Here is a 24,497-nt window from a genome sequence, read left to right as displayed (position 1 = left end):
TCCTGGGATGTTTGCCGGTCCCGTGGTTTGCCGGGCCGTGCTGGGCACGTCGTATCCCGTACCCGGCTCACCTCCTACCGTCAGGTCGACAGGCCAACAGGCTTCCAGCCCAGTCGACCGGCTGTGGTTGCGTTCTCGAGCGCTACGAGGCGAGTCGAGAGGTGATTGCGATCGGTAATTCGCGCAACCATTCGACTCGCCTCGAGGGGCTGGACAGCCAGTTGACTCCGCTCGATGACGCGGGGGCACGGGGCGCACCCGATCGGTGCCGAGGGTAGTCGAATGGGTGTGCAGCGCCCTTTTGACTACTTTCAATGGGTGAGCTGCGCTTGACGGCTCTCGGCTGTGAAGCAGGCTGCCGGACGTGCCGGATGGCTGTCGAGGGCAGTCAAATGGTTGTTGTAGCGGGGGGATGACTGCCGCCATTCGACAACCCTCGGTGGGGCTGCTAGGTGAGGCGTTCGATAATGGTGGCGTTGGCGGTGCCGCCGCCTTCACAGATGGTGAGCAGGCCGTAGCGGCCGTTGCGGCGTTCCAGCTCGTTCAGCAGAGTGGCGAAAAGCTTTGCGCCGGTGGCGCCGAGCGGGTGGCCGAGGGCGATCGCGCCGCCGTTGACGTTCACTTTCTCCGGATCCGCGCCGGTCTCCCGTAGCCAGGCCAGCACGACCGGGGCGAAGGCCTCGTTGATCTCGACGACATCGATATCGTCGATGGTGAGACCGGTCTTCTCCAGCGCCCATTTGGTGGCCGGAATCGGGCCGGTGAGCATCATGATCGGATCGGCGCCGCGGGCGCTCACGTGGTGGATGCGGGCGCGCGGACGCAACCCGTATTCCGCTACGGCCCATTCCGAGGCGAGCAGGGTCGCGCTCGCGCCATCGGAAATCTGGCTGGCGACCGCGGCCGTCAGCGTGCCGCCCTCGGCGAGCACCGGCAGCGACGCCATCTTCTCGAGCGAGGTCTCGCGTGGACACTGATCGATCCACAACTCGCCAACCGGCACGATCTCACGATCGAAACGGCCGTTCTTAATGGCGTCCCTGGCACGCTCGTGGCTGCGTAATGCCCAGCGCTCCATCTCTTCTCGGCTGATATTCCACTTGTCGGCGATCATCTGCGCGCCGTTGAACTGCGAAACCTCGCCGGTGCCGTAGCGATGGTCCCAGCCTTGCGCGCCGACGAACGGCGAGTCGAAGCCATACTCCTTGCCCGCCAACATGGCCGCCGAGATCGGTATGGCGCTCATGTTCTGCACACCGCCCGCGACGATCACCTCGGCGGTTCCGCTCATAATCGCCTGCGCGCCGAAATTGATGGCCTGTTGGGAAGATCCGCACTGCCGATCGACCGTGACACCCGGAACTTCCTCCGAATAGCCGGCGGCAAGCCACATGGTGCGACCGATATTGCCCGCCTGCGGACCGATATTGTCGACGCAGCCGACGATCACATCGTCGACCACCGCCGGATCAACGGGGTTGCGATCCAGCAGCCCACGCAATGCGGCCGCGCCGAGATCGGCCGGATGCACCGCGGCCAGTGCGCCATTGCGCTTGCCGACCGGGGTGCGCACCGCGTCGATCACATAGGCATCCCGCATCGGGGCGTATGGGCGGCGAGCGGATGGTGCTGACATGGAGAACTCCTACTTGGTGTTGCCCGGCGGCAGCGACGGGCCCGGAGGCGGTAGCTCGCGTAACCCACAGAGGGTCCGCGACCGCCGAGATCGACTACGGCACGGTGAGGCCGTCCAGCACGATGGTCAGGTACTGCTTGGCGAGGTTCTCGACGGTGATCGAGCCGCCGGGCTCGTACCACCGCACCGCAACCCAGACGGTGTCCCGGAGAAATCGGTAGGCCAATTCGACGTCGAGTTCCGGCCGGAAGCTGCCGTCCTCGACACCATTGGTCAATACCTGGTGCCACAGCTCGCGGAATTCGCGGTTGTAGTCCGCGATATAGGTGAACCGCTCCGAATCACGCAGGCGCTTGGCCTCGGCCTGGTAGATCGCCACCGCGGCGTGCGAGCGGTCGAAGGATTCGTAGGAGGCGATCACCAAGGCTTCCAGGGTATCTCGCGAGCTGAGCCCGGCGGCCACGATCTCCCGATACCGCCCGAACAGGTCATCGAGGAAGCCACGCAGAATCTCGTCGACCATCGACTCCTTGGAATCGAAGTGGTGATACAGGCTCCCCGATAGAATCCCGGCCGCATCGGCGATATCACGCACGGTGGTCGCACGCAGGCCACGCTCGGCGAACAGTTGGGCCGCCAGTGCGAGCAATTCATTGCGCCGTGCTGATTTCGAGGCGTCTGGTGCGGTCACACGGCTCATAATACAACCAAGCATTTGCTTGGTCTAGCCCGCCTCCCCGGGGTCAGACGCCAGACTCGATTGCCGCGGCGACCGCGGACATTGGTGGAGTTCCGTTGGCCCGTCCCCGACGAGCTACCCATGTACCAGCGAAATCAGTGGTACGGGAGGTATCAGCGCATCGAATAGCGCAGGGGTGACGACACCGACAGATCGGAAAGTAGCCGGTCGCAGATGACGACCGGGGAAACACCCGCGCGCGCCATCCGCGCCACCAGCGCGAGTCTGCGTTCGCAGCTGTCCCATTCGACGGTCAGCGGTCCGCGATCCGGACCAGCGTCAACGGTGGCCAACACGCGCGGCGGACCGAAGGGGACCGGCTCCTCGATGAGTTTGAGGATCATGCCGCGCTGCCAGGCTCGGTAGGTATCCATATCCGCGCCGACGACGAGCTTGTCCGTGGCTGCGCACAGGCCCTGGGCGATCTCGTCGGCGAACTCGACGCGATCGAACCGGTACTTGCGGCATTTGCGAATGACATTGAGCAGATCCGCTCGCACCTCACACAACAGCGCCGTCTGCCGTCGTCGTCTACGGTCCTGCTCGGACCCGAGCGATGCGACATCGAGCCCGATGCGGTAGGCGCGTTCATAATCGCGTGCCATATCGGCACGCAACGCACCACGCGGATCGCGAGCTACCTCGGATTCGTCGATCGCGCATTGCTCGAGAATCTGAGCGGCCCGGGTCGCGGTCACGCGCTCACAAGTGTGGTCCAAGAGTTCGGCACCGAGGGTGAGCGCCGCAAGCACCATGCTGTCCATCCGTCGCCTGGCCAGCACGACTTCGCGCACCAATTCGAGTTCCAGTTGTTCGCGGGCCTGTGGGCGATCCAGCCCCATAGCCATCGCCCCTTAAGGAGTACGGGATTCGGCCACACCCAGCATTGCACAGGTGCACGGCCCGCGTCCCGGCCTTTTTACCTGATCAGGAGGTGGGAGGAGAGGTGAGGTGTCTTTGGCGCTGCGTGTTCGCGGCCCCCTGGTGTCTCGCGTCCGAGCCGTCGAGACTCGCGACTTCGTCGCATGCGCTTCGACGGCTCGGACGCGAGACGGGCCGCGAACTCCTCGCTCGTAAGACAGTAATGATTGCTGAGTTCCCGTGGTGGCCGTCCTGACTCACCGTAAGACTGGCTTCGGGCCTTCAGCGAGATCTGTCGGTCGACCACCACGGGCACTCAGGTACTCACCGGACGTGGTGTTCGTGACTTCATAGGAGCCTGTTCGCACCAGTCACCCATTACTGTCTTGTCCGCCCGCCCGGCTGGTGTGTGCCGTCCTCAACCCCGGTCGAGAGAAAAGGGCAGGCACATTCCCACCATGACACACGCGGTGATCGAAGTCACCGCCGGCATCGACACCCACAAAGACACTCATACCGCGGCTGCGATCGATGCTGCCGGCCGGACGCTGGGTTCGGGCCAGTTCCCCGCCACCCCCGCCGGATACGCACAGTTGCTGTCGTGGTTACAGACACTGGGCACGCTGGTGCTGGTCGGTATCGAGGGCACCGGCGCCTACGGCGCCGGTGTGGCTCGTTACCTGGCGATCAAGAAGGTGGCGATCGTCGAGATCGACCGGCCCGACCGCAAAACCCGCCGCATGCAGGGCAAATCCGATCCGATCGATGCCCTGGCCGCGGCCCGCGCCGCGTTGGCCGGTGAGCGCACCGGCACACCCAAACAACGCGACGGCCTGGTGGAGGCACTGCGTAACCTGCGCGTCGCACGCCGCAGCGCCGTCGCGCAGCGGTCGGATACCCAACGACAGATCAAGTCGTTGATCATCACCGCGCCCGCGCAGCTGCGCACGCGACTGGCGCCGCTGACCGACAGCGAATTGATCAAAACCTGCCTCACCGCACGTCCGGACATACGCAAGGCCGGTGACCCCGCCCACGCTGTCAAGATCACACTCCGACACCTCGCACGCCGTCACAGCGCGCTGAGCGAGGAAATCACCCAACTCGACGCCACAATCAAACCCATTGTCGCCCAAATCAACTCACCACTACTGCAACTACTCGGTGTCGGCCCCGACATCGCCGGCCAACTGCTGGTCACCGCAGGAGACAACCCCGACCGGATACGCTCCGAAAGCGCGTTCGCGATGCTGGTCGGGACCGCACCACTGCCCGCCTCTTCCGGACGCATCGATCGCCACCGCCTCAACCGAGGAGGCGACCGGCAAGCCAACTCCGCGATCCACCGCATCGTCGTCGTCCGCATGCGCTGGGACCCACGAACCCGCGCCTACACCGAACGCCGCACCCAACAAGGCCTGTCCAAAAAAGACATCATGCGCTGCCTCAAACGACTCGTAACACGCGAGATCTACCACGTCCTCAAAACCCCGAAAACCACCACACCACCCCCGAACACAAACACTTGACATCTATAGGAGCATCTCCCTCGTGGTCGGTGATGGCCGGACGTTCAGCACCCGGTGCGCGCATGCCGGAAGGGCGCGACTCGCGACTTCGTCGCATGCGGTTCGACGACTCGAACGGGAGACGCGCCACGAACTCCTCGCTCGTGAGACTCGCTCCGTTGGGGTCGCCGGAGCGAGGAGTTCAGCCTCGGCCACTGTTCTGCCGCGACGTTGTGCGTTCCTCAGGCGCGCTGACTGCTGATCGATACCACTTCGCCGGTGAGGTAGGTGGTGTAGTCGCTTGCGAGCATGGCGATGGTGGCGGCGACTTCCCAGGGTTCGGCCGCGCGGCCGAAGGCTTCGCGCTCGGAGAGGCGGTCGAGCAGTTCGGTCGAGCTGACCTTGTCCAGGAAGGCGTGTCTGGCGATGCTCGGGGCGACGGCATTGATGCGAACACCGAGTTCGGCGGCCTCGACGGCGCTGCAGCGAGTCAGGGCCATGACACCGGCCTTGGCGGCGGCGTAGTGGGCCTGGCCGTATTGCGCGCGCCAGCCGAGCACGCTGGCGTTATTGACGATGACGCCGCCGTGGCCCGCATCGCGGAAGTAGCCGAGCGCGGCGCGGGTGCAACGGAAGGTGCCGTTGAGGGTGATGTCCAGGACGCGGTCCCACTGCTCGTCGGTCATATCGACGACCGGGGTCTCGCCGCCGAGTCCGGCATTGTTGACCATGATGTCGATGCGACCCAAAGCGGTTGCGGCACCACGGATCAGTTCGTTGACCTGTTCGGTGCTCTGCACATCGCACGCGATCGAGGCGACCCGGCGCTGCGGGAATGCGGCCTTCAGCTCGACCTCGGTTTCCGCGAGACGCCGCTCATGCCAGTCGGATACGACGACATCGGCGCCCTCCGCGAGCAACCGGCGCGCGGTCGCGGACCCGATGCCGGTACCCGCCGCCGCGGTAATGACGGCATTGCGCCCGGTCAGCAGTCCGTGCCCTGGAATGGGCTGCGGCGCAATCGAAAGCGGTCCGGATCCACCTGTCACCTGAGCGCCACCCTCCGTCGAATCGCTACCCGATGCGGTATTCATCGAGCCTCCCGCGGCAGGCCGAGCACGCGCTCGGAGATGATATTGCGCTGCACTTCGTTCGAACCTCCGTAGATGGTGTCGGCGCGGGTGAACAAATACAGCCGCTGCCATTCGTTGAGATCGTGCCCATCAGCTACCAGACCGGCGGGACCGAGCACGGCCATGGCCAATTCACCGAGGCCGCGATGCCAATTGGCCCACAGCAGCTTCGAAACCGAAGCCTGACCACCGTCGTCGGCGGTGCTGTCCTGCATGGTGCGCAGCGCGTGGGCGCGCAGCACACGCAGGCCGACCCATGCCTTGTCGATGCGGTCGGCGATCAACGGATCCTCGGCCGCACCGGTGCGACGGGCCAGCGCTTCGATGTCGGCCAGTTCGCGGGCGAATCGGATCTGCTGGCCCAGGGTGGAGATGCCACGCTCGAAGGTGAGCGTGCCCATGGCAATGCGCCAACCGTCACCGGATTCGCCGACGACCAGGTCCGCGGCGGTGCGGGCATTGTCGAAGAAGACCTCGTTGAATTCCGAGGTGCCGGTCAACTGGATGATCGGACGGACCTCGATACCCGGCTGATGCATCGGAACCAGCAGGTAGGAAAGTCCCTTGTGCCGGATCGACCCCTTTTCGGTGCGCGCGATGACGAAGCACCAGTCGGCCACATGGGCCAGCGAGGTCCAGATCTTCTGGCCGTTGATCGACCATTCCTCGCCATCGAGCCGGGCGCTGGTGGTGATGGCGGCCAGGTCCGAGCCCGCGCCGGGTTCGGAATAGCCCTGGCACCACAACTCGGTCACGTTCCGCACGCCCGGCAGGAACCGCTGCTTCTGTGCCGGAGTGCCAAAGGCCAAGATGGTCGGACCGAGCAGTTCCTCACCGACGTGGGAAACCCGCGCGGGCGCATTCGCTTTGGCGTATTCCTCGTGGAAGATCACCTGCTGACGCACCGAGGCCTCGCGTCCGCCCCACTCCTTGGGCCAGCCGAGGCAGGTCCATCCGGCGGCGGCTAGATGCCGGTCCCAGGCGAGGCGTTCCTCGAAGGCCTCGTGTTCGCGGCCGGGCCCGCCGAGTCCGCGCAACGCACGGAACTCGCCATCGAGGTTCTCGGCCAACCACTCGCGCACTTCTGCGGAAAACCGCGCGTCCTGTGCTGCGGTGTCGGAATCTGAGGTCTGGATCGCACCCACGCCGGTAGGATAACCTACCAAGCACTTGCTTTGTTAGAGCCCGACCGCTTTTATCGAGCAAAGGCAGCAAAAGACCCCGCCAACGGTGAGGACACCCGTGACAACCCCTGCACAAACGACACCCATGGCACTGCACGATGCCGCGCGCACCTTCGGCACCTCGCCCGCCCTCGGCGACGGCGAGGTGCGGTTCGACTGGGCGCAGTTGCTATCGGCGGTGCAGGAGATTGCACGGGCACTCATCGCGCGCGGCGTGCAGTCGGGTGACCGGGTCGCCATGTGGGCGCCGAACACCCACCACTGGGTGATCGCCGCGCTGGCCGCCCACTACACGGGCGCGGCCTTGGTGCCGCTGAATACCCGCTACGTCGCGGATGAGGCCGCCGACGTGCTGGAGCGGGTCGAGGCCAAGGCGCTGTTCATTGCCGGGACCTTCCTCGGCCGTGACCGGTTGGCCGAATTGCGTGCCGCCGCACCGGAATTGCGTATCGATACGGTTGTGGTCATTCCGGTCGAGTCGGATACCGTCGATCCCACCGCGCTGAACTGGTCGCAACTGGCGGGAATAGCCGAATCGGTCCCATTGGCGGACGCCGTTGAACGCGCCGAAGGCGTAAACCCCGAGGATATTTCCGACATCCTGTTCACCTCCGGCACCACCGGACGCAGCAAGGGCACGTTGGTCGCGCATCGGCAGGCGCTCTCGGTGGTGCGGGCATGGGCCGAATGCACCACCCTCGACAGCTCCGATCGGTATCTGGTGGTGAGCCCGTTCTTCCACAACTTCGGTTACAAGGCGGGCATTCTCGCGTGCCTGGTGACCGGCGCGACGATCATTCCCCAGGCCACCTTCGATGTGCCGGTGACCATGCGATTGGTCGGCGAAGAGAAGATCACGGTTTTGCCGGGACCGCCGACCATCTACCAGACGATCCTGGACTTCCCGGGCCGGGACGACTACGACCTGAGCACCCTGCGGGTCGCCGTCACGGGTGCCGCGACCGTACCGGTAGTGCTGGTCGAGCGCATGCGTTCGGAACTCGACTTCGACGTCGTCATCACCGGCTACGGACTATCCGAGGCCGCCGGATTCGGCACCATGTGCCGCGCCGACGATGATGCCGCGACCATCGCGGGCACCTGCGGTCGCCCGATCGCCGATTTCGAATTGCGGCTGAGCGAGCAGGGCGAAGTACTGTTGCGCGGCCCGAATGTCATGCTCGGCTACCTCAACGATCCGGAAAGCACCACCGAAACCATCGATACCGAGGGCTGGCTGCATACCGGCGATATCGGCACGATCGACGAGCGCGGTTATCTGAAGATCACCGATCGACTCAAGGATATGTATATCTCCGGCGGCTTCAATGTGTATCCGGCGGAGGTGGAACAGGCGCTGGCCCGGCTCGACGGCGTTGCCGAATCCGCGGTCATCGGGGTGCCGGATACGCGAATGGGCGAGGTGGGCAAGGCATTTGTGGTGCGCAAGCCGGGCGCGGCACTGACCGAGGAGCAGGTGCGCGCCCATGTGAGCACGGTGCTGGCGAATTTCAAGGTGCCGCGGTTCATCGAATTCCGGAACCAATTGCCGTATAGCGCGGCCGGGAAAGTGCTGAAGCGTGAACTACGTGAGGAGAAGTCGTAATGTCCGAGATCCCCTATGAGCCGGACGTGGTCACGTTTGAACGGCGCGGGCGGGTCGCCATCGTGACGCTCAACCGGCCCGACTACCGCAATGCGCAGAACTCGGTGATGACCTACGCCATCGACGCCGCCTTCGAGCGCGCGGTCGAGGATCCCGAGGTCGGCGTAATCATCTTGGCGGGCAATGGAAAACACTTCAGCGCCGGGCACGATATCGGTACTCCGGGCCGCGATCACCATGTGCGCTACCAGAACAAGGCCGCACTCTGGTGGGATCACGTCGACAAGGTCGGCGGCGATCAGCGTTTCGCGCGCGAGCTCGAGGTGTATCTCGGCATGTGCCGACGCTGGCGCGAAATTCCGAAACCGACCATTGCCATGGTGCAGGGCGCCTGCATCGCGGGCGGGCTCATGCTGGCCTGGGTCTGTGATCTGATCATCGCTGCCGATGATGCCTTCTTCTCCGATCCCGTTGTGCGCATGGGCATTCCGGGTGTGGAGTACTTCGCGCACCCGTGGGTGATGGGTCCGCGCGCGGCCAAGGAGTTCCTGTTCACCGGTGACCGCTTCGACGCGGAACAGGCCAAGGAATGGGGCATGGTCAATCGCGTCGTACCGCGCGAGGAGCTCGAAACCGAAACCCTCGCACTGGCCGAAAAGATCGCCGCCATGCCGCAATTCGGGCTCGCGCTGACCAAGAAGGCGGTCAATCAGGCCGAGGATCTGATGGGCATGCGGGCCGGCATGGATTCGGTATTCGGCCTGCACCACTTCGCGCACGCGCACAATGCCGAGGTCGGCGCGGATTCGCTCGGCGGTATGAACGCCAAGTCGATGAAGGCTAATGCGACAACCGCGGCCTCGACGTCCGAACAGAACGGGACAACGTAGTGGATCTGGATCTCGATCAGGCGACACAGGAATTCCAGCGCGAAGTCCGCGAATTCCTCGCCGCCAACAAACCCGCGAAACCGCTGCCCTCGATGGATACCAAGGTCGGGTTCGAAGCGCATCGCGAATGGGAGCGCACGCTCGCCGAGGCGGGGCTGTCGGTCGTCGCTTGGCCGCAGGAGTACGGCGGGCGCGATGCCTCGCTGCTGGAGTGGGTGCTCTTCGAGCAGGAGTACTACGCCGCGGCCGCACCTGGACGCGTCAGCCAGAACGGCATATTCCTGCTGGCGCCAACGCTTTTCGAACACGGCACGGCAGAGCAGTTGGAACGGATCATGCCGCGGATGGCGCGCGGTGACGATATCTGGGCGCAGGCATGGTCCGAGCCGGAGGCGGGCAGCGATCTCGCGGGTATCCGTTCGACCGCGCGGCGCACCACCGGCGGCTGGTTGTTGAGCGGCCAGAAGACCTGGAGTTCGCGCGCATCGTTCGCGGACTGGGCATTCGGCCTGTTCCGCAGCGATCCCGAGGGCGAGCGGCACCGTGGACTCACCTATGTGATGTTCCCGCTGTCCGCGGAGGGTGTTTCGGTGCGGCCGATTCCGCAGTTGGATGGGGAACCGGGATTCGCGGAAATCTTCCTCGACGATGTCTTCGTGCCGGATCAGGATGTGATCGGCGCGCCAGGCGAGGGCTGGAAGGTCGCGATGAGCACGTCGAGCAATGAGCGCGGACTGTCGCTGCGGTCCCCTGGCCGCTTCAGCGCCACCGCGCAGCGGCTCATCGATCTGTGGCTCGACGCCGGCGACCGCACCAACACCGCACAGCGAGATGCGGTGGTGGACGCTTGGATCGGTAGCGAGGCCTACCGGCTGCACACCTTCGGCACGGTCACCCGGTTGAACGAGGGCGGCAAGCTGGGTGCGGAATCCTCGATCACCAAGGTGTTCTGGTCCGAACTGGATATCGCCATGCACGAGACCGCGCTGGAGGTGCTCGGCGGTGCGGCCGAGCGGTCCGGACCATGGACCGACGGCTATCTGTTCTCGCTATCGGGCCCGATCTACGCCGGTACCAATGAGATTCAGCGCAATATCATCGCCGAGCGGCTGCTCGGACTACCGAGAGGGAGCAGCCGATGAGATTCGCGCTCAGCCCGGAACAACTCGACTACGGCACCAGCCTGCGCAAACTGCTCGATGCCGGACGGACTCCCGCCGCCGTACGCAACTGGGCCGCGGGCGATCCCCAGCCCGGACGCGGACTCATCCGGCAGCTGGCCGGTGCGGGTGCGCTCGGTCTCGCCGTCGAGGAGCGACACGGCGGTGCCGACGCGGAGCCGATCGATCTGGTCGTCGCATTCCAGGAGATCGGTCGGGCCGCCGCGCCCGGACCGCTGGTCGAGACGGCGGCCGCGATACCCGCTCTGCTGCAAGCTCTTCCGAATACCGAATTGGCCGAACGCTGGCTGCCCGGGTTCGCGGAGGGCGCCGCGCTCGGCACGTTGGCATTCCCTTCACCCGATCACGGCACGGTCGCATTGGATGCGGATACCGCCGAGGTGTTGCTGATCGCCGACGGTAATCGGATCCGCACCGGACATCGCGCGGGCCTGGTGCGATCGATCGATCCGGCGCGGCGGCTGTTCGTCGTCGAATCCGATGCGGTTGTCGCCGAGGGTGAGCAGGTGCTCGAGGCCATCGCGGTGGCCTTCGATACCGGTGCGCTGGCCAATGCGGCACAGCTCCTCGGCGCGGGACGGGCACTACTGGCTGCGGCGACAGAATATGCCAAGCAGCGCAAGCAGTTCGGTAAGCCGATCGGCGAATTCCAGGCGGTGAAGCAGAAATTGGCCGATGTGCTGGTCGGGCTCGATCTGGCCGAACCGCTGCTCTACCGGGCGGCATTGACAATGGGGGAAACCACACGCGCTCGCGACGTTTCGGCGGCCGTGATCGCCTGCGGTGATGCGGCTTATCGGGCGGCGCGGGCTGCCCTGCAGGTACACGGCGCGATCGGTTACACCGCCGAGTACGACCTGTCGCTGTGGTTGACCAGGGTGACCGCGCTACGGTCGGCTTGGGGCACACCGGATCTGCATCGTTCCCGCATTGCCCGCGCACTGCGCGATGAAACTGTTCGGGACCGGGCCTTGCGAGGTACGAAATGACTGCATCGCGTGGCGATTCGATGGGGGGTGGCGGTCGGGTGACGGGTGGGCCGAGTACCGAACATCAGGAATTCATCGCCTCGGTTCGGGCGCTGCTCACCAAGCACGCCGGATCTGCCGCGGTGCGCGCGGCAATGGATACCGAACTCGGCTATGACGCGACGCTGTGGCGGCTGCTGTGCGAGCAGGTCGGTGTGGCGGCGCTCGCGATTCCGGAGGAATACGGCGGGTTCGGTGCGAGCCTGGTCGAATCCCTGCTGGTGGTAACCGAGTTGGGGCGCACGCTGGCCGGTGTGCCGATGCTCGGTTCCGCCGTGCTCGGTGCGCAGGCGGTGCTGTTGTCCGGTGACAACGAGGCGTGTGCACGGCTGCTGCCCGAGGTCGCCGAGGGCGCTCGCACCATTGCCGTGTGCTGGGCGGGGACCGGCGGCTGGGATGAGCCGGGTGTGCATTCCGAAGACGGAATACTTTCCGGCACAGCGCATTACGTGCTCGACGGGTTACCTGCCGACACACTCGTCGTGGTGACTTCTGATGGCCTGTTCGAGGTCGAGTCGGGTGCTGCGGGCGTCACGCGGCGCGCGGTTGCGACCATGGACCCCACTCGCAAGCTGGCCGAAATCACATTCGCGGCGGTCGCGGCGCGGCGGCTCGGTTCGGCGGATCCGGCACTCATCGCACGCCTGCATGAAATCGCTTGGGCCACGGTAGCTGCCGAACAGGTCGGTGCCGCGCAGCGGTGTCTGGAGATGACAGTCGACTACGCCAAGTCCCGGGTGCAGTTCGGACGGCCGATCGGCAGTTTCCAGGCGCTCAAGCACCGCATGGCGGATATGTATGTGCTGGTGGAGTCTGCTGAATCCGCGTCGTACGCGGCGACGGTCGCCGTGGCGGAGCAGCGCCCGTCCGCCGCCGAGGATGTCTGGGTGGCGCGGACGCACTGTTCGGAGGCGTTCACGACCATCGCGGCCGAGATGGTGCAATTGCACGGCGGCATCGCCATTACCTGGGAACATGACGCGCATTTGTTCTTCAAGCGCGCACACGGTGATGCGCAGTTGTTCGGGCAACCGCATAGGCCGCTGCCACGACCCGCCTGACAGGCGCAGCGCATACCCTGGCCATAGATAGTTAGCGTATGTAATAATATTGTGTGCAGCAGGCTCGGGTGGCAACAGCAGATGACATCGTGGTCAACCTTCTCGTCACCGCGGGCCGGCTGACCCGGCTGGCCGGGGTGATCAGCGGCGATGATCTGCCGCGAGCCGTGATGCGGGCCCTTGCGGTGCTCGACGAACACGGCGCGGTCCGCGTCAGCGAATTCGCTCGCATCGACCGATGTTCACAGCCGGCGGCAACGGCGCTGATCGGCAAGCTCGTCGCGGATGGATACGCCTCCCGACGCAAGGATCCGGATGATTCCCGGGCCGTCGTCGTCGAGCTCACCCCGGCCGGACGTACTCGTTTGACGCGTGCCCGCGCCGCCTTCGGCGAGGCGATGACGGCGGGGCTCGCCGGTTTCGATATCGAACGGTTGGCCCGGATGGAAAGCGATATGAAGGAACTGCTGGAGGCACTGAAGAAGTCGGTGCCGCAGCATCTGTCCACGTCGCGCTAGTCGATCCGGCCAGTCGGACCGGAGTACGGTCGGAGAGTATGACCGATGAGAAGCGTGGCCGGGTCAAGGTAGCGACCAGCCAGAAGCGAGTCCGGGTCTACCTCGGCGGCCAGTTGGTCGCCGATACCGCCCACCCGGTCCTGGTCTGGGAGAGTCCGCACTACCCGACCTACTATCTGCCCGTCGCGGATCTGCACGCGAAACTCGAGCCGAACGGCACCAGCGCGAAATCACCGAGCCGGGGCACCGCGACCGGCTACGACGTGGTCGTCGACGGCACCACCGCTGCTGGAGCCGCCGTTCGCTACCACGACTCCCCCTTCACCGAACTGAACGAGCTGGTGCGCCTGGACTGGAATGCCATGGACGAATGGTTCGAAGAGGATGAGCCGGTCTACGTCCACCCGCGCGATCCGTACACCCGCGTCGACATCCTCGCCAGCTCCCGCCATATCCGCGTCGAAGTCGACGGCACTACCGTCGCCGACTCGCACTCCCCCCGCATCCTCTTCGAAACCGGCCTTCCCGCAAGGTATTACCTCCCCCTCACCGATGTCCGCCAGGACCTACTGAAGCCCTCCGACACCCATACCAGCTGCCCCTACAAGGGCACCGCCGACTACTGGTCCGTCCACATCGACGGCAAGGACTACCCGGACATCGTCTGGGGCTACCGCACCCCACTGCCGGAAAGCCAGAAGATCGCGGGCCTGGCCTGCTTCTACAACGAAAAGGTCGACATCTACCTCGACGGCGAACTCCAAGACCGCCCGAAGACCCCGTTCAGCTGACCGCTTACCGCATCAGAGCGCAACGATCTCGAGCATGCTCTCGAGCCCACGGAAATCCTTGCCGTTGCGTGTGTAGAGCGGCAGCCGACGGGCCGACGCTATCGCCGCGATCAGCAGGTCCATCCTGCGCGGTTTGGGATCACGCTTCGCCGCAATGGTCAGCGCCACCAACGTGCCGTACCGCGTGGCCGCGTCCGCGTCGAACGGCAGCGGATCGAAGTCCACGATGGCAGCGCCCAATTGCTCCGATCGCGCGGAACGAGTCGTGGCATCCTTGGCCATCGCGACGCCTTGGTTCAGCTCAGCCAGGGTGATCGCGGTGATCTCCGGCATCTTGGGCAGGACATCTGGATCCAGCAGATCCAGATCGAGGTACGTGCAGGTATCCAGGACGCCGGAAGGATGCTGGTTTGTCATCGACGGGATTCCCATGCGTCGTCGTCGCCGATGCGGTCCTCGGTACCGAAAAACTCGTCGGCCTCCTGCCGCATCGCCGCATAATCCACCCGAGGCAGCTTGCGATGCCGCTCCACGAGTTCCGCAGCGGTCAATCGGCGGCGACGGCCGACCGGTCGCAGTTCGGCGACCTCCACGCCATTTCGGGTAACCCGAAACACCTCACCGGCCTCGACGGCGTCCATGACCGCCGCGGAGTTATTGCGGAACTCCCGCTGCGTGATCACCTTCATGACCAATAGCGTAGCCCGACGTAGCACAGAAGGCTACAAGGCTCCTACCGGCGGCCAGCGTTCGCCATTCCTGGCGTGCGGCAACCACCATGGGTGTGAGCAAACTCGGCCGATCAGACCGCGATCAGTGGAGGCTGGTCCTCGGCGCGGCGGTATTGACCAGGGGCTTGGCCGTATTCGCGTTTGAAGGCCTTGGCGAAGGCGAATTCTGAGGTGTAGCCGACCTGACGGGCGATGGTGCCGAGCGGGCTGTCGGTGTCGCGGAGCAGGCGGGCGGCGGTGAGCATGCGCCAGCGGGTGACGTAGGCCAGCGGCGGTTCGCCGACCGTGGCGGTGAAGCGGCGAGCCAGGGTGGCTCGCGAGACGCCCGCGATATCGCTGAGGTCGGGCACCGTCCAGGTCCGGGCGGGTGCTTCGTGTACTGCGCGCAGCGCGGCCGCTACCGCCGGATCGGCGAAGGCGCCCGCCCAACCGGTGGCGGGTTCGTCGGCGGCCTGCTCGTCGAACCAGGCGCGCAGCATGAACAGGAGCAGGGTCTCCAGAATGGCGGGCACGGCGGCATCGCTGCCCTGTTTCGGCTCGGCGACCTCGGCGGCGAGCAGGTCGACGGCGGCTCGCAATGACGGATGACGACCGGGACGCGCTGGCAGATGAATGAATTCGGGAAGTTCGTCGAGCAGAGGGTGGCTGCGTTGCCTGCCGAGTTCGTATGCGCCACAGAGCAGGGCGGTACGCGCACCTGGTCCGGTGATCTCGCGCGGCTCCCCCGGTTGCGCCTTCTCGGTGACCGGGCTATCGAGGCGGTCGAGTAAGTCGTGGTCGGCACCGCGCGGCATGAAAAGGACGTCGCCGACACCGAGGGCAATGGGTTCGCCGCCGGTAGGCACCGCCACGCACGAACCCTGCAGCACCACATGGAAACCCGCACCGGGGACGACCGGATAGGCGCGGCCCCACGGCGCATGCCGAATGAACAGGCCCGAGGTCGGGTTGCCGGTGCGGATAGCGGCAATGGTTTCGCTGAGGATGTCCACCTCTGCACCATACCTCTCCATAGATGAGTGTTTCAGACATGATTCCGAGCAGACCAGCCATTTGTTTACTCACATACTGCCCATAGTGTCGTACTCATGACAACGACGAAGATTGCCGTCTACGGCGCGACCGGCCACACCGGCAGCTACCTGCTCAGCGAATTACACCGGCGCGGGATTGCCCCAATCCTGGTCGGCCGCAGTGCCGCTCGAATGCGGGCGGCGGCCGAGGCAGCCGGGATCCCGGACGCCGAGATCCGAGTCGCGACACTCACCGATCACGACGCCCTGGTTGCCGCCTTCACCGGCGCGGCCGCCGTCATCAGCAGCCTGTCCGCGTATGTGCACAATGGCGAGCCGGTACTCGCGGCAGCCATCGCGGCCGGGGCGCACTACACCGATCTGTCCGGCGAACAGCTTTTCCTGAAGCGCGTTTTCGACGAGTACGGCGCGAAGGCCGAGGCCGCGGGCGTCACGGTGATCCCCGGTGTCACCGATAACAATGTGGCGGGCGACTTGCTCGCCTACCTGACCGCGCGCCGACTGACCGGACCGGTCGAGATCGTGCTCAGCCATCTGAGCAAGAGCGGTGGCAACGGTTCCAAGGGCAGCGCGAAAACGGTCTTCGCCAGCCTCGACTGGTTCCGCGGCGGCGGCTGGCACTTCCAGGACGGCGAACTGCGCACCGGCACCGCCGCCCGTCACGCCGAGATGACATTCCCCGGCCACACCGCGGTCACGACCGTCGCGAAATTTCCACAGCCGCCGGTGATCACTATCCCCAGGCACACCGATGTGTCGTACGTGGAAGGCGTCCTGGACGTCGCCATCCACGACCTCCTCGGCTCTTTCACCGAGGAAATCATCGAATCGCTCCCTGACGAGCCGAGCACCGACCTGCGCTACGACGTGGTCGTGGATGCCTATGGCACCAACGGACATTCGGCCCGTGGGGTCGTCAGCGGCGTCGACTCCTACCGCGACTCAGCGTTGGAAGCAGTAGAAATCGCAGTCCGCCTAGCCGACGGGACCACCAAGCCCGGCGCCTTGTCCGTAGCCGAAGCCTGCGATGCCGAGGAACTTCTGGACGCACTCGCCCGCTTCGACATCACCTGGCGCATCGACAATTAACCTTCGCCCGGCGCACCGCAGTACGACAGGTCGCGATGCACACCCGTGCCGGCATTCGTCGCATCTTCGGATCCGACAACGACGGACGGAATGCCGCGAGCTGCCGCAGCGATCGCCGAGGCACTCACTGCGGCCGGTTCGCTCAGCTGGCCCCGCCGGAGGACTCACCGCGCATCAGCGCCCCGAGTGACTCGCGGTCGGTGACGTCCATCTTGATGCAGGCGCGGTAGAGGTGTCCCTCGACCGTACGGACGGAAACCGTGAGGCGATCGGCGATCTGACGGTTGGAGAGCCCGGCCGCGACGAGATTCGCGATTTCACGTTCGCGGGAGGTCAGCGGCAAGGGCTGGGCGGCCTGCCGTAGAGCAGGGGTGCTCGCACCGCCGCAGGCCGCGGCGAGTCGGTTGGCGGTGGTGGCGGATTCGAGCAGGCGACGGCGGTCACCGGCGCGTTCGTGGGCGGATGCGGCCTGGGCTGCGGCATCGGCGGCCGAGAGCATGGCGCCGATGCGCTCGAATTCGGCTGCGGCCGCGTCCAGACCGGGTCCGTCGTGAGCGGCGAGCGCCACCGCGTGGCGGGCCTGGACCTGCACCAGCCGCCCGTCTACCCGGGCGGCCAGGTCGGCGAGTCGGCCTGCCACGGAATGGTCGCCGAAGCGGGCGGCGGTATGCAGTGCCATGGCCTCGATGGCGTGCTGATGTGCGCGCGCCGCCGCGTCGGCGGCGCCCATGGCCAACCGGATGGCCGGGGTCACGGTGCCTTCCGCGGCGGCCGCGCAGGCCCGCGCGAGCTCCAATTGCGGATCGTAGACCGCGCTGTGCCTACCACCACGAGCGGCCGCCTCGGCAATGGATTCGGCGGCCTCCGCGGGTCGGCCGAGTGCCGAATATGCCTCGGCCAGACGGATTCTCGCCGGAATGTGCCAGGCGGCGGCGCCCTCTGCGGTGAGCGCGGCCAGTGCCTGCTCGAGATGTTCGATGCCGTCCAAGAAGCGGCCCTGCGCCACGTCGACGCTGCCCTGCAAAATTTTCGACATGCCCCACGCCAGGTACTGGCCCGGTGCCGAATAGCCGAAATACCCGGTGGCGCGGCGGCGTGCGGCATCGAGATCACCGGTGCAGATCAGCCCGAGCACCTCGGCATGGGTCGAGATGAACCGGTTGAGTCCGTCGATATGCGACTCCACCTGATGCCCGCGGGCCGCGTACTGCCGCGCCGCCTCGCCCTTACCCATCAGCGCGAGCGCCAGGCCACCGCCGAAAGACGCCCACCAAACCGCCCACGGCGGTGCACCTTCGGTCTCCATCACCGACTCGGCTCCGGAAAACGCGTCCTCCAGCAGATTTTCGTGGACCGCACACGCCGCGGCCAAGCCCGCGAAGGTGGCGATGGTTTTCGGATGCTGCACCTTGCCGCGCAACATCGCGAGCACCTCGTCGGCGCGCTCGGCATCGCCCATAGCCCAGAAAAGATTCGAGACCCGGGTACTGCCCCAGCGGCCCAGTTGCACCTCGTTCATCTGATCGGGGTCGAAGCTGGCGAGGGTGCGTTCGGCCTCGATGCGATGGCCCTGCCACAGCAGCGCGCGGGCAAGCAGATCCGCCGCCTCCACCCCGCCGCGACGTTCCACCGCCGCCCTGGCGAAACGTTCACCGAGCGGCATATTGGCCAGTCCGATCGCATCGGCGGCGGCTGCCTCGAAGAGTTCGAGATCGGCGGATTTATCGCTGTCCAAAGCCAATTCGGCCAACCGGATGCGGTCCGGCGCGGAATTGATCGGCCGTTCCTTGAGCGAGGAGTACAGCCGACCGCGCAGCCGCCGGGCCGAGGCGATGCCGAGCCTGCGCCGGATGACCTCGCCGAACAGCGGATGGTTGTAGCGCACGATCAACTGGTGGGTGTTCTCGACGACCCTGATGAGACCGCGGGTTTCGGCGGCCTCCACAGCCTGCTCGCCCGCCAGTTCGGAGAGCACGTCGAGATCTATGGGCTCGCAGAAGGTGAGCAGTTCGAGCACCCGCAGCACCGGTTCGGGCAACTGCTCGACCCGATCCTCCAGTAGCGCAGCCAATTCCGAGGTCACCGCGGCCCGACCGCGCAGCTGCCAGACGCCGTTCACCTGCCGCAGCGCGCCCGCCTCCAGCGCGCCCTCAACCAAATGCCGGAGAAACAGGGCGTTTCCGCCGGAGGACTCCCACATCAGGTTGGCGGTGAACCCTTCCAACTGCCCGCCCAGCATCGACTCCACCAGATCGACGCTCTGCTGCTGGGTGAACGGCGTGAGGTCGATACGCAGCAGATGGCCGTCTTTCCATAACGAGGTGACCGCATCGGGCACCTGCACCCCGCTGCGCACGGTCGCGACGATATGGGCGGCCTTATCGATGGCCAGCTGCAACAGCAGCGTGGCCGAGAGCTGATCGAGCAGATGCGCGTCGTCGACACCAATGATCGCGTGCCCGTCGGCGAGCAGCGCCTCGCGCGCGGCGGACATGAAGGTCACCGGATCGTGCGCCGTATAAATGCCCACCATATGGGCGAATACGCCCAATGGGATGCTGCGGGCCGATTCCGTGCCCGCCACCCACCGGACATTGCCGCCTACCGCGGCCGTCGCCTGTCTCGCCAGCGTCGTCTTCCCGACTCCGGCGTCGCCCGTCAATACCGCACCGACATATTCAGTTCCGGTGAGTGCCGCGCGCATCGCTTCGAACTCGGTCTCGCGCTCGATCATCGGCCAGTTCCGAGCCATAGCTCTAACTGTAGTTCGTCACGGATCATGATCGAGGACAACGAACCATGAACGGCCGCACCGGCTCAACTGTTTCGTCCGCTAACCGAGTACGTCGTGGCGGACAATGGTCTGGTCACGCCCCGGTCCGACGCCGATACAGGAAATGCGGGCGCCGGACAGCTCCTCCAGGCGCAAGACATACGCCTGGGCGTTGGCGGGCAGTTCCTCGAACGTCTTCACATCTGAAATGTCTTCCCACCAACCAGGCATCTCTTCGTAAATCGGCTTGGCGTGGTGGAATTCGGTTTGTGTGGTCGGCATCTGCTCGACCCGCTTGCCGTCGATTTCGTAGGCGACACAGATCGGCACCCGATCCAGACTCGACAGGACGTCCAGCTTGGTGAGGAAGTAGTCGGTGATGCCGTTGACCCGGGTCGCGTAGCGCGCGATGACCGCGTCGAACCAGCCGCAGCGGCGGGCTCGGCCGGTGGTCACGCCGACCTCACCGCCCTGCTTGGCCAGGAATTCGCCGAAATTGTCGAATAGTTCGGTCGGGAACGGACCCGAACCGACGCGGGTGGTGTAGCACTTCAGGATGCCGAGCACGGTCGTGATCTTGTTCGGTCCGACGCCCGCGCCGACCGCCGCACCGCCCGAGGTCGGGTTGGACGAGGTGACATACGGGTAGGTGCCGTGGTCCACATCGAGCAGGGTGCCCTGCGAACCCTCCAGCAGGACGGTCTCGCCGCGCTCCAGCGCCAGGTTCAGTTCCAGGCGGGTATCGGCGATGCGGTGTTTGAAGCTATCCGCTTGGCCGAGTACCTCATCCACCACCTGCTGCGGGTCCAACGCGCGCCGGTTGTAGATCTTCACCAGGACCTGGTTCTTGAACTCCAGGGCCGCCTCGACCTTCTGGGTCAGGATCTTCTCGTCGAGCACATCGGCGACGCGCACGCCGACCCGGGCGACCTTGTCCTGATAGCACGGACCGATGCCACGACCGGTGGTGCCGATCTTCTTATTGCCGAGGAAGCGTTCGGTGACCTTATCGATGGCCACGTGGTACGGCATGATCAGGTGCGCGTCGGCCGAGAGCAGCAGTCCGGAGGTGTCGACGCCGCGCTCCTCCAATCCGGCCAGCTCAGCGAGCAGGACGCCGGGATCGACCACGACACCATTGCCGATGACGTTCGTCACGCCCGGGGTGAGAATGCCGGACGGGATCAGATGCAGTGCGAACTTGTCGCCATTGGGCAGCACGACCGTGTGACCGGCGTTATTGCCGCCCTGATACCGGACGACCCACTGCAACCTGCCACCGAGCAGATCGGTTGCTTTGCCCTTACCTTCGTCGCCCCATTGGGCGCCGATCAGGACGATTGCCGGCATGGTCGTGTCTCCTACGGTTCGACGCGCGGTACTCGTGTACCGCAGCTACCTGCCGTATCGAGGCGGTGGCCGGAAGCACAGTCTACCCAACGCCCAACCGGGTCCTGCGTCCGTCTGGATCGCAGGGAGGGTTGCCCCCTCACGGTCCACAACGGAGCGAGTCTCACGAGCGAGGAGTTCGTGGCGCGTCTCCCGTTCGAGTCGTCGAAGCACAAGCGACGAAGTCGCGAGTCGCGCCCTTCCAGCATGCGCGCACCGGGTGCTGAACGTCCGGCCATCCCCAACCACAACGGAGCGAGTCTCACGAGCGACCGTTCGCGGCCCGTCTCGCGTCCGAGCCGTCGAAGCGCATGCGACGAAGTCGCGAGTCTCGACGGCTCGGACGCGAGACAAAGGGGGCCGCGAACCCGCGGCGCCCGCGCCGCCAAAAACACAGCTATGGTTGCGAGGCACCGGCGGACCGAGCAGGGGGTCCGCCGACAGGTGGCGAGGGTGACCGACGGGTTGTCGGCCGAACCGAGGAGGGTGTACGGCAGTTTGAGTACCCACGTTCTCCGTTGCGACGGCGCACCGGTACCCATCGCCCTTGCGTCGCTGCCGATTTCGCAGACGACCGCCATCCCGGAAAACAGCGTCATCGATGAGTTATTGCCCGTCCTCGCCGCCGACAGCCTGCCCCGGCTGATCGTGCTCGGCGACGACGCCGCCCTGGCCTCCGTGCTGACCCATCTGATGCGGACCGAGCGGCTGCATGTGGAGATCGGGTATGTGCCCGTCGACAAGACCTACGGTTCGCGCGTCTACCAGACCGGCACCGGTAATGCCGCCGCAAAACGGGCGGTGGAGGGCCGGGCCGTCGAGACGCCGCTGATTCGCGATGACACCGGAACCGTGCTGGTCGGTCGGGCAGAGATCACCGGTCCCGGCGGCGAGAAGCTCGAGGGCGAGGCCTATGTGGATGACGCCCCGTTGTTCTCCGGCAAGGTCAACGTGATGGTCGTCTCCCCGATGCTGGATCTGCCGGGGGTACGGGCGAGCGTGCGGAAGAACATCATCCGCAGGCGCCGCTGGCTGGCGGGTCGGGCCGCGCAGCTCGGCACACCCGGGGCCGTGGTGACCAGGGACGGCATTGCCAACGATCGCGTGCTGCCGCGCTCGTCGTTCTACCGACATCACGAAAGCTGGCAGCTGGTGCGATGACAGTTCCGTTCTCGAGGAATCGCCGCCTGGGCGCCGTGCGGCCGAGCCCGATATTCCTGCTGGTGATCGCGGTCGCGGTGGCCGGTGGCGTGCTCGCATGGGATGCCGATGTGCAGTCGACGCGGGCGAAGTTCGGCGTATTTCTGCTCGTCGTATTCGGCTGGATCGTCACGCTGTGTCTGCACGAATTCGCGCATGCGTACACGGCGTGGCGGGCCGGCGATCGTGAGGTGGAGCTGCGGGGTTATCTCACGCTGAATCCACTGAAGTACAGCCATCCGCTGCTTTCGATCGTGTTGCCGATGGTGTTCATCGCGCTCGGCGGTATCGGCTTGCCGGGCGGTGCGGTGTACGTGCACACGCATAATGTCAGCGCGCGCATGCAGCGGATCATCAGCGGTGCCGGGCCCGCGGTGAATGCGGTATGCGCGGTGCTGTTGCTGGTGGTCGTGCGGTTCGCCGGCAGTGATACTTCGCATCGCGCGTTCTGGTACGGACTGAGCTTTCTGGCGTTTCTGCAAATCACCGCAACACTTTTGAACATCCTGCCGGTGCCAGGGTTGGACGGGTACGGCGTGGTGGAGCCGTCGCTGAGCTACCAGACCCGGCGAGCGCTCGATCAGTTCAAGCCGTTCGGGATGTTGATTCTGTTCGCGCTGTTGTTCACGCCGTCGATCAACAAGGTGTTCTTCGATGCGGTGTATTCGCTGTACGAATTGTCCGGGGTCGATGCGGACTGGTCGCGGTATGGCAGCTGGCTGACCCGGTTCTGGACCTAGCCGATAACCGGTCGCCCGGTCCGACCTTCCGAACCGGGCGACCTCTTCGCACGACCGCTGCGCGCCCTCACCCACCCGGGCCACCACACCTTATGGCCGGTAGGGCGGTTCGCCGTCGAGCGAAGCGTCCCAACCGCACTACCCCTCGTAACCGCGGTTGCCTCTCGAGGCTAGGACCGTTGGCATGGGCGAACACGAGTAGCGGACTACGTGAAGGTCAGATTCGCGTGCCCGAAATCGAGCGCGCTGTCCCGCAGCGGCCGGAGTATGTCCGAAATCCGCTGAGTAGTCGGCTCAATTCTCCGGCGGCACATGCGGATTCGGGACCGTCGGGGGCAGCAGTGCCATCGCCGAGATGCGCTGCATACCGCAGACCTGCAGGAGATCGACCAACATGGAGCGCATCTGCGCGAAGACAACATGAGCCGAAAGTCCCGCGCCCTCAACGAGTTCTGGTCGCGCGGCCTTTGCGATACCGCGCAGCACCCTGGCGGCCTCGGCCTGATCCGGCTGCTGACCGGGATCGGCGAGCATCATTCGGCGCACCACCTCGACGGCTTGGGCGAGGCGCTCCAGTCCCTCGATCAGTCGCGGATCGAGGATTTCGTCGTCCTGGACCAGAGTGAGGGAACGGCGCAGCAGCACCCTGGTATTGCGGACGGCATTGTCGAGCGGATCGGCGGTGGCGCGGATGCGATCGAGACGCTGGCGGGAATTCCAATAGAGCGGGGAAATCCGGCTGATCTCGCGGCCGCCCTCCAGAGTGGAGCGCAGGCGATCGATCTGGGGCTGAGTGGCGCGGGCCGCGGTCAGTACCGCGCGAATCTTCTCGGGATCCTGTTCGAGCAGGCCGTCGGCACATTCGTGCAGCGATTTCGCAAGTACCGCAAGGACTTCCGCAGCTTGCTCGCGGGCCCGACGCACCGGATGCAGCGGTATCGATGCGACCACGACAACGCCGACCAACCCGCCGACGAGTGCGTCGATCATGCGCGAGAATCCGCCGCCCGCCGACGGCGGCAGCAAGGTGGCGACCAGCACCGCCGAACCGGCGGCCTGCATGGTGATGATCGAACCGCCGTCCAGGAATACCGCCAAGGCCATGGCCACCGCGACGACGAAGGCGATCTGCCAGACGCCGGTGCCCGCGCGGGTGATGAACAGGTCGCCGATGCCGATGCCGACCGCGACGCCGACCACCAACTCCACCGACCTGCGCAGCCGGGCCCCGAACGAAATGCCGATCGAGACCACGGCCGCGGTCGGTGCGAAAAAGGGCTGGGTGTGTCCGATGATTTTGTGCGCGATGAACCAGGCCAGCGCCGCGCCGACCGCGCACTGCAGAATCGGCAGCGCGGACAGTCGCAGTCGAGCCCACGAGCTGCGCAGCTTCTCCATACTGCTG

At 65.6% G+C, this 24,497-nt stretch carries 22 protein-coding genes; 11 read left to right on the top strand and 11 right to left on the bottom strand.

Annotation, left to right across the window (positions count from 1 at the left end):
- Window positions 1–448 precede the first annotated feature (448 nt).
- From ACQP2U_RS02445 to ACQP2U_RS02435, 3 genes are all read right to left on the bottom strand, one after another.
- Window positions 449–1,600, bottom strand: coding sequence for an acetyl-CoA C-acetyltransferase (locus ACQP2U_RS02445; protein WP_433716342.1), 1,152 nt, complete (start codon window positions 1,598–1,600; stop codon window positions 449–451).
- A gap of 130 nt (window positions 1,601–1,730) precedes the next feature.
- Entirely contained in the window at window positions 1,731–2,336 is a 606-nt protein-coding gene (locus ACQP2U_RS02440) for a TetR/AcrR family transcriptional regulator (protein ID WP_433713184.1), read from the bottom strand.
- Between the two features lie 152 nt (window positions 2,337–2,488).
- Window positions 2,489–3,217 carry a hypothetical protein gene (locus tag ACQP2U_RS02435; protein WP_433713183.1) on the bottom strand — a complete coding sequence of 243 codons (729 nt, stop codon included), beginning with the start codon at window positions 3,215–3,217 and terminating at the stop codon, window positions 2,489–2,491.
- A 477-nt stretch (window positions 3,218–3,694) separates the two neighbouring features.
- Here ACQP2U_RS02435 and ACQP2U_RS02430 point away from each other — a divergent pair, with 477 nt between their 5' ends.
- Window positions 3,695–4,765 (top strand): IS110 family transposase, encoded by a 1,071-nt coding sequence (locus ACQP2U_RS02430; protein WP_433709920.1) that lies wholly within the window; start codon window positions 3,695–3,697, stop codon window positions 4,763–4,765.
- A gap of 221 nt (window positions 4,766–4,986) precedes the next feature.
- On the opposite strand, the gene ACQP2U_RS02425 is transcribed toward ACQP2U_RS02430, so the two are convergent.
- Window positions 4,987–5,838 (bottom strand): SDR family oxidoreductase, encoded by an 852-nt coding sequence (locus tag ACQP2U_RS02425; protein ID WP_433713182.1) that lies wholly within the window; start codon window positions 5,836–5,838, stop codon window positions 4,987–4,989.
- On the bottom strand, window positions 5,835–7,022 hold the full coding sequence (locus ACQP2U_RS02420) for an acyl-CoA dehydrogenase family protein (RefSeq protein ID WP_433713181.1): 1,188 nt from the start codon (window positions 7,020–7,022) through the stop codon (window positions 5,835–5,837). The genes ACQP2U_RS02425 and ACQP2U_RS02420 overlap by 4 nt, the downstream gene beginning before the upstream one ends.
- Window positions 7,023–7,119: 97 nt before the next feature.
- Here ACQP2U_RS02420 and ACQP2U_RS02415 point away from each other — a divergent pair, with 97 nt between their 5' ends.
- The 7 genes from ACQP2U_RS02415 to ACQP2U_RS02385 all read left to right on the top strand — a co-directional run bounded on the left by ACQP2U_RS02415 (window position 7,120) and on the right by ACQP2U_RS02385 (window position 14,136).
- Complete coding sequence (locus tag ACQP2U_RS02415; protein WP_433713180.1) at window positions 7,120–8,667, top strand: FadD3 family acyl-CoA ligase; 1,548 nt, start codon at window positions 7,120–7,122, stop codon at window positions 8,665–8,667.
- Entirely contained in the window at window positions 8,667–9,557 is an 891-nt protein-coding gene (locus ACQP2U_RS02410) for an enoyl-CoA hydratase (RefSeq protein ID WP_433713179.1), read from the top strand. Before ACQP2U_RS02415 ends, ACQP2U_RS02410 begins: the two co-directional genes overlap by 1 nt.
- Window positions 9,557–10,699 (top strand): acyl-CoA dehydrogenase family protein, encoded by a 1,143-nt coding sequence (locus tag ACQP2U_RS02405; protein WP_433713178.1) that lies wholly within the window; start codon window positions 9,557–9,559, stop codon window positions 10,697–10,699. Before ACQP2U_RS02410 ends, ACQP2U_RS02405 begins: the two co-directional genes overlap by 1 nt.
- Complete coding sequence (locus tag ACQP2U_RS02400; RefSeq protein WP_433713176.1) at window positions 10,696–11,727, top strand: acyl-CoA dehydrogenase family protein; 1,032 nt, start codon at window positions 10,696–10,698, stop codon at window positions 11,725–11,727. The genes ACQP2U_RS02405 and ACQP2U_RS02400 overlap by 4 nt, the downstream gene beginning before the upstream one ends.
- Before the next feature lie 20 nt (window positions 11,728–11,747).
- Window positions 11,748–12,827 carry an acyl-CoA dehydrogenase family protein gene (locus tag ACQP2U_RS02395; RefSeq protein WP_433716341.1) on the top strand — a complete coding sequence of 360 codons (1,080 nt, stop codon included), beginning with the start codon at window positions 11,748–11,750 and terminating at the stop codon, window positions 12,825–12,827.
- Window positions 12,828–12,895: 68 nt separating this feature from the next.
- Entirely contained in the window at window positions 12,896–13,345 is a 450-nt protein-coding gene (locus ACQP2U_RS02390) for a MarR family winged helix-turn-helix transcriptional regulator (RefSeq protein WP_433713175.1), read from the top strand.
- 38 nt (window positions 13,346–13,383) lie between these two features.
- On the top strand, window positions 13,384–14,136 hold the full coding sequence (locus ACQP2U_RS02385; RefSeq protein WP_433713174.1) for a DUF427 domain-containing protein: 753 nt from the start codon (window positions 13,384–13,386) through the stop codon (window positions 14,134–14,136).
- A gap of 12 nt (window positions 14,137–14,148) precedes the next feature.
- On the opposite strand, the gene ACQP2U_RS02380 is transcribed toward ACQP2U_RS02385, so the two are convergent.
- The 3 genes from ACQP2U_RS02380 to ACQP2U_RS02370 all read right to left on the bottom strand — a co-directional run bounded on the left by ACQP2U_RS02380 (window position 14,149) and on the right by ACQP2U_RS02370 (window position 15,859).
- Complete coding sequence (locus ACQP2U_RS02380; RefSeq protein ID WP_433713173.1) at window positions 14,149–14,553, bottom strand: hypothetical protein; 405 nt, start codon at window positions 14,551–14,553, stop codon at window positions 14,149–14,151.
- Entirely contained in the window at window positions 14,550–14,825 is a 276-nt protein-coding gene (locus ACQP2U_RS02375) for a type II toxin-antitoxin system Phd/YefM family antitoxin (RefSeq protein WP_397030584.1), read from the bottom strand. Before ACQP2U_RS02375 ends, ACQP2U_RS02380 begins: the two co-directional genes overlap by 4 nt.
- Window positions 14,826–14,938: 113 nt before the next feature.
- Complete coding sequence (locus tag ACQP2U_RS02370; protein ID WP_433713172.1) at window positions 14,939–15,859, bottom strand: AraC family transcriptional regulator; 921 nt, start codon at window positions 15,857–15,859, stop codon at window positions 14,939–14,941.
- 96 nt (window positions 15,860–15,955) lie between these two features.
- Between ACQP2U_RS02370 and ACQP2U_RS02365 the strand changes: the two genes are divergently transcribed.
- On the top strand, window positions 15,956–16,990 hold the full coding sequence (locus ACQP2U_RS02365; RefSeq protein ID WP_433713171.1) for a saccharopine dehydrogenase NADP-binding domain-containing protein: 1,035 nt from the start codon (window positions 15,956–15,958) through the stop codon (window positions 16,988–16,990).
- Between the two features lie 142 nt (window positions 16,991–17,132).
- On the opposite strand, the gene ACQP2U_RS02360 is transcribed toward ACQP2U_RS02365, so the two are convergent.
- Together ACQP2U_RS02360 and ACQP2U_RS02355 are read right to left on the bottom strand one after the other, a co-directional pair.
- Window positions 17,133–19,742 carry a LuxR C-terminal-related transcriptional regulator gene (locus tag ACQP2U_RS02360; protein ID WP_433713170.1) on the bottom strand — a complete coding sequence of 870 codons (2,610 nt, stop codon included), beginning with the start codon at window positions 19,740–19,742 and terminating at the stop codon, window positions 17,133–17,135.
- An 81-nt stretch (window positions 19,743–19,823) separates the two neighbouring features.
- Entirely contained in the window at window positions 19,824–21,113 is a 1,290-nt protein-coding gene (locus ACQP2U_RS02355; RefSeq protein ID WP_433713169.1) for an adenylosuccinate synthase, read from the bottom strand.
- A gap of 537 nt (window positions 21,114–21,650) precedes the next feature.
- On the opposite strand from ACQP2U_RS02355, the gene ACQP2U_RS02350 reads away from it, so the two are divergent.
- Window positions 21,651–22,313, top strand: a complete 663-nt coding sequence (locus tag ACQP2U_RS02350) for a hypothetical protein (protein WP_433713168.1) — start codon at window positions 21,651–21,653, stop codon at window positions 22,311–22,313.
- Window positions 22,310–23,092, top strand: a complete 783-nt coding sequence (locus ACQP2U_RS02345) for a site-2 protease family protein (RefSeq protein ID WP_433713167.1) — start codon at window positions 22,310–22,312, stop codon at window positions 23,090–23,092. The genes ACQP2U_RS02350 and ACQP2U_RS02345 overlap by 4 nt, the downstream gene beginning before the upstream one ends.
- Window positions 23,093–23,386: 294 nt before the next feature.
- Here the strand turns inward: ACQP2U_RS02345 and ACQP2U_RS02340 are convergent, their stop codons facing one another.
- Window positions 23,387–24,490, bottom strand: a complete 1,104-nt coding sequence (locus tag ACQP2U_RS02340; protein ID WP_433716340.1) for an FUSC family protein — start codon at window positions 24,488–24,490, stop codon at window positions 23,387–23,389.
- Window positions 24,491–24,497: the final 7 nt, after the last annotated feature.

Source organism: Nocardia sp. CA-084685 (genome assembly GCF_050955785.1).
Lineage (GTDB): Bacteria > Actinomycetota > Actinomycetes > Mycobacteriales > Mycobacteriaceae > Nocardia.
Note: the sequence above shows the minus strand (reverse complement) of the source record. Positions and strands in the feature narration are given on the sequence as shown.

What these genes read in the sequence shown, in the direction of transcription:
- ACQP2U_RS02375 (WP_397030584.1), bottom strand. Translation starts at nt 14,825, where the DNA reads ATGAAGGTGATCACGCAGCGGGAGTTCCGCAATAACTCCGCGGCGGTC.
- ACQP2U_RS02360 (WP_433713170.1), bottom strand. Translation starts at nt 19,742, where the DNA reads ATGGCTCGGAACTGGCCGATGATCGAGCGCGAGACCGAGTTCGAAGCG.
- ACQP2U_RS02345 (WP_433713167.1), top strand. Translation starts at nt 22,310, where the DNA reads ATGACAGTTCCGTTCTCGAGGAATCGCCGCCTGGGCGCCGTGCGGCCG.
- ACQP2U_RS02410 (WP_433713179.1), top strand. Translation starts at nt 8,667, where the DNA reads ATGTCCGAGATCCCCTATGAGCCGGACGTGGTCACGTTTGAACGGCGC.
- ACQP2U_RS02425 (WP_433713182.1), bottom strand. Translation starts at nt 5,838, where the DNA reads ATGAATACCGCATCGGGTAGCGATTCGACGGAGGGTGGCGCTCAGGTG.
- ACQP2U_RS02380 (WP_433713173.1), bottom strand. Translation starts at nt 14,553, where the DNA reads ATGACAAACCAGCATCCTTCCGGCGTCCTGGATACCTGCACGTACCTC.
- ACQP2U_RS02395 (WP_433716341.1), top strand. Translation starts at nt 11,748, where the DNA reads ATGGGGGGTGGCGGTCGGGTGACGGGTGGGCCGAGTACCGAACATCAG.
- ACQP2U_RS02340 (WP_433716340.1), bottom strand. Translation starts at nt 24,490, where the DNA reads ATGGAGAAGCTGCGCAGCTCGTGGGCTCGACTGCGACTGTCCGCGCTG.
- ACQP2U_RS02385 (WP_433713174.1), top strand. Translation starts at nt 13,384, where the DNA reads ATGACCGATGAGAAGCGTGGCCGGGTCAAGGTAGCGACCAGCCAGAAG.
- ACQP2U_RS02445 (WP_433716342.1), bottom strand. Translation starts at nt 1,600, where the DNA reads ATGCGGGATGCCTATGTGATCGACGCGGTGCGCACCCCGGTCGGCAAG.
- ACQP2U_RS02440 (WP_433713184.1), bottom strand. Translation starts at nt 2,336, where the DNA reads ATGAGCCGTGTGACCGCACCAGACGCCTCGAAATCAGCACGGCGCAAT.
- ACQP2U_RS02355 (WP_433713169.1), bottom strand. Translation starts at nt 21,113, where the DNA reads ATGCCGGCAATCGTCCTGATCGGCGCCCAATGGGGCGACGAAGGTAAG.
- ACQP2U_RS02400 (WP_433713176.1), top strand. Translation starts at nt 10,696, where the DNA reads ATGAGATTCGCGCTCAGCCCGGAACAACTCGACTACGGCACCAGCCTG.
- ACQP2U_RS02435 (WP_433713183.1), bottom strand. Translation starts at nt 3,217, where the DNA reads ATGGGGCTGGATCGCCCACAGGCCCGCGAACAACTGGAACTCGAATTG.
- ACQP2U_RS02365 (WP_433713171.1), top strand. Translation starts at nt 15,956, where the DNA reads ATGACAACGACGAAGATTGCCGTCTACGGCGCGACCGGCCACACCGGC.
- ACQP2U_RS02430 (WP_433709920.1), top strand. Translation starts at nt 3,695, where the DNA reads ATGACACACGCGGTGATCGAAGTCACCGCCGGCATCGACACCCACAAA.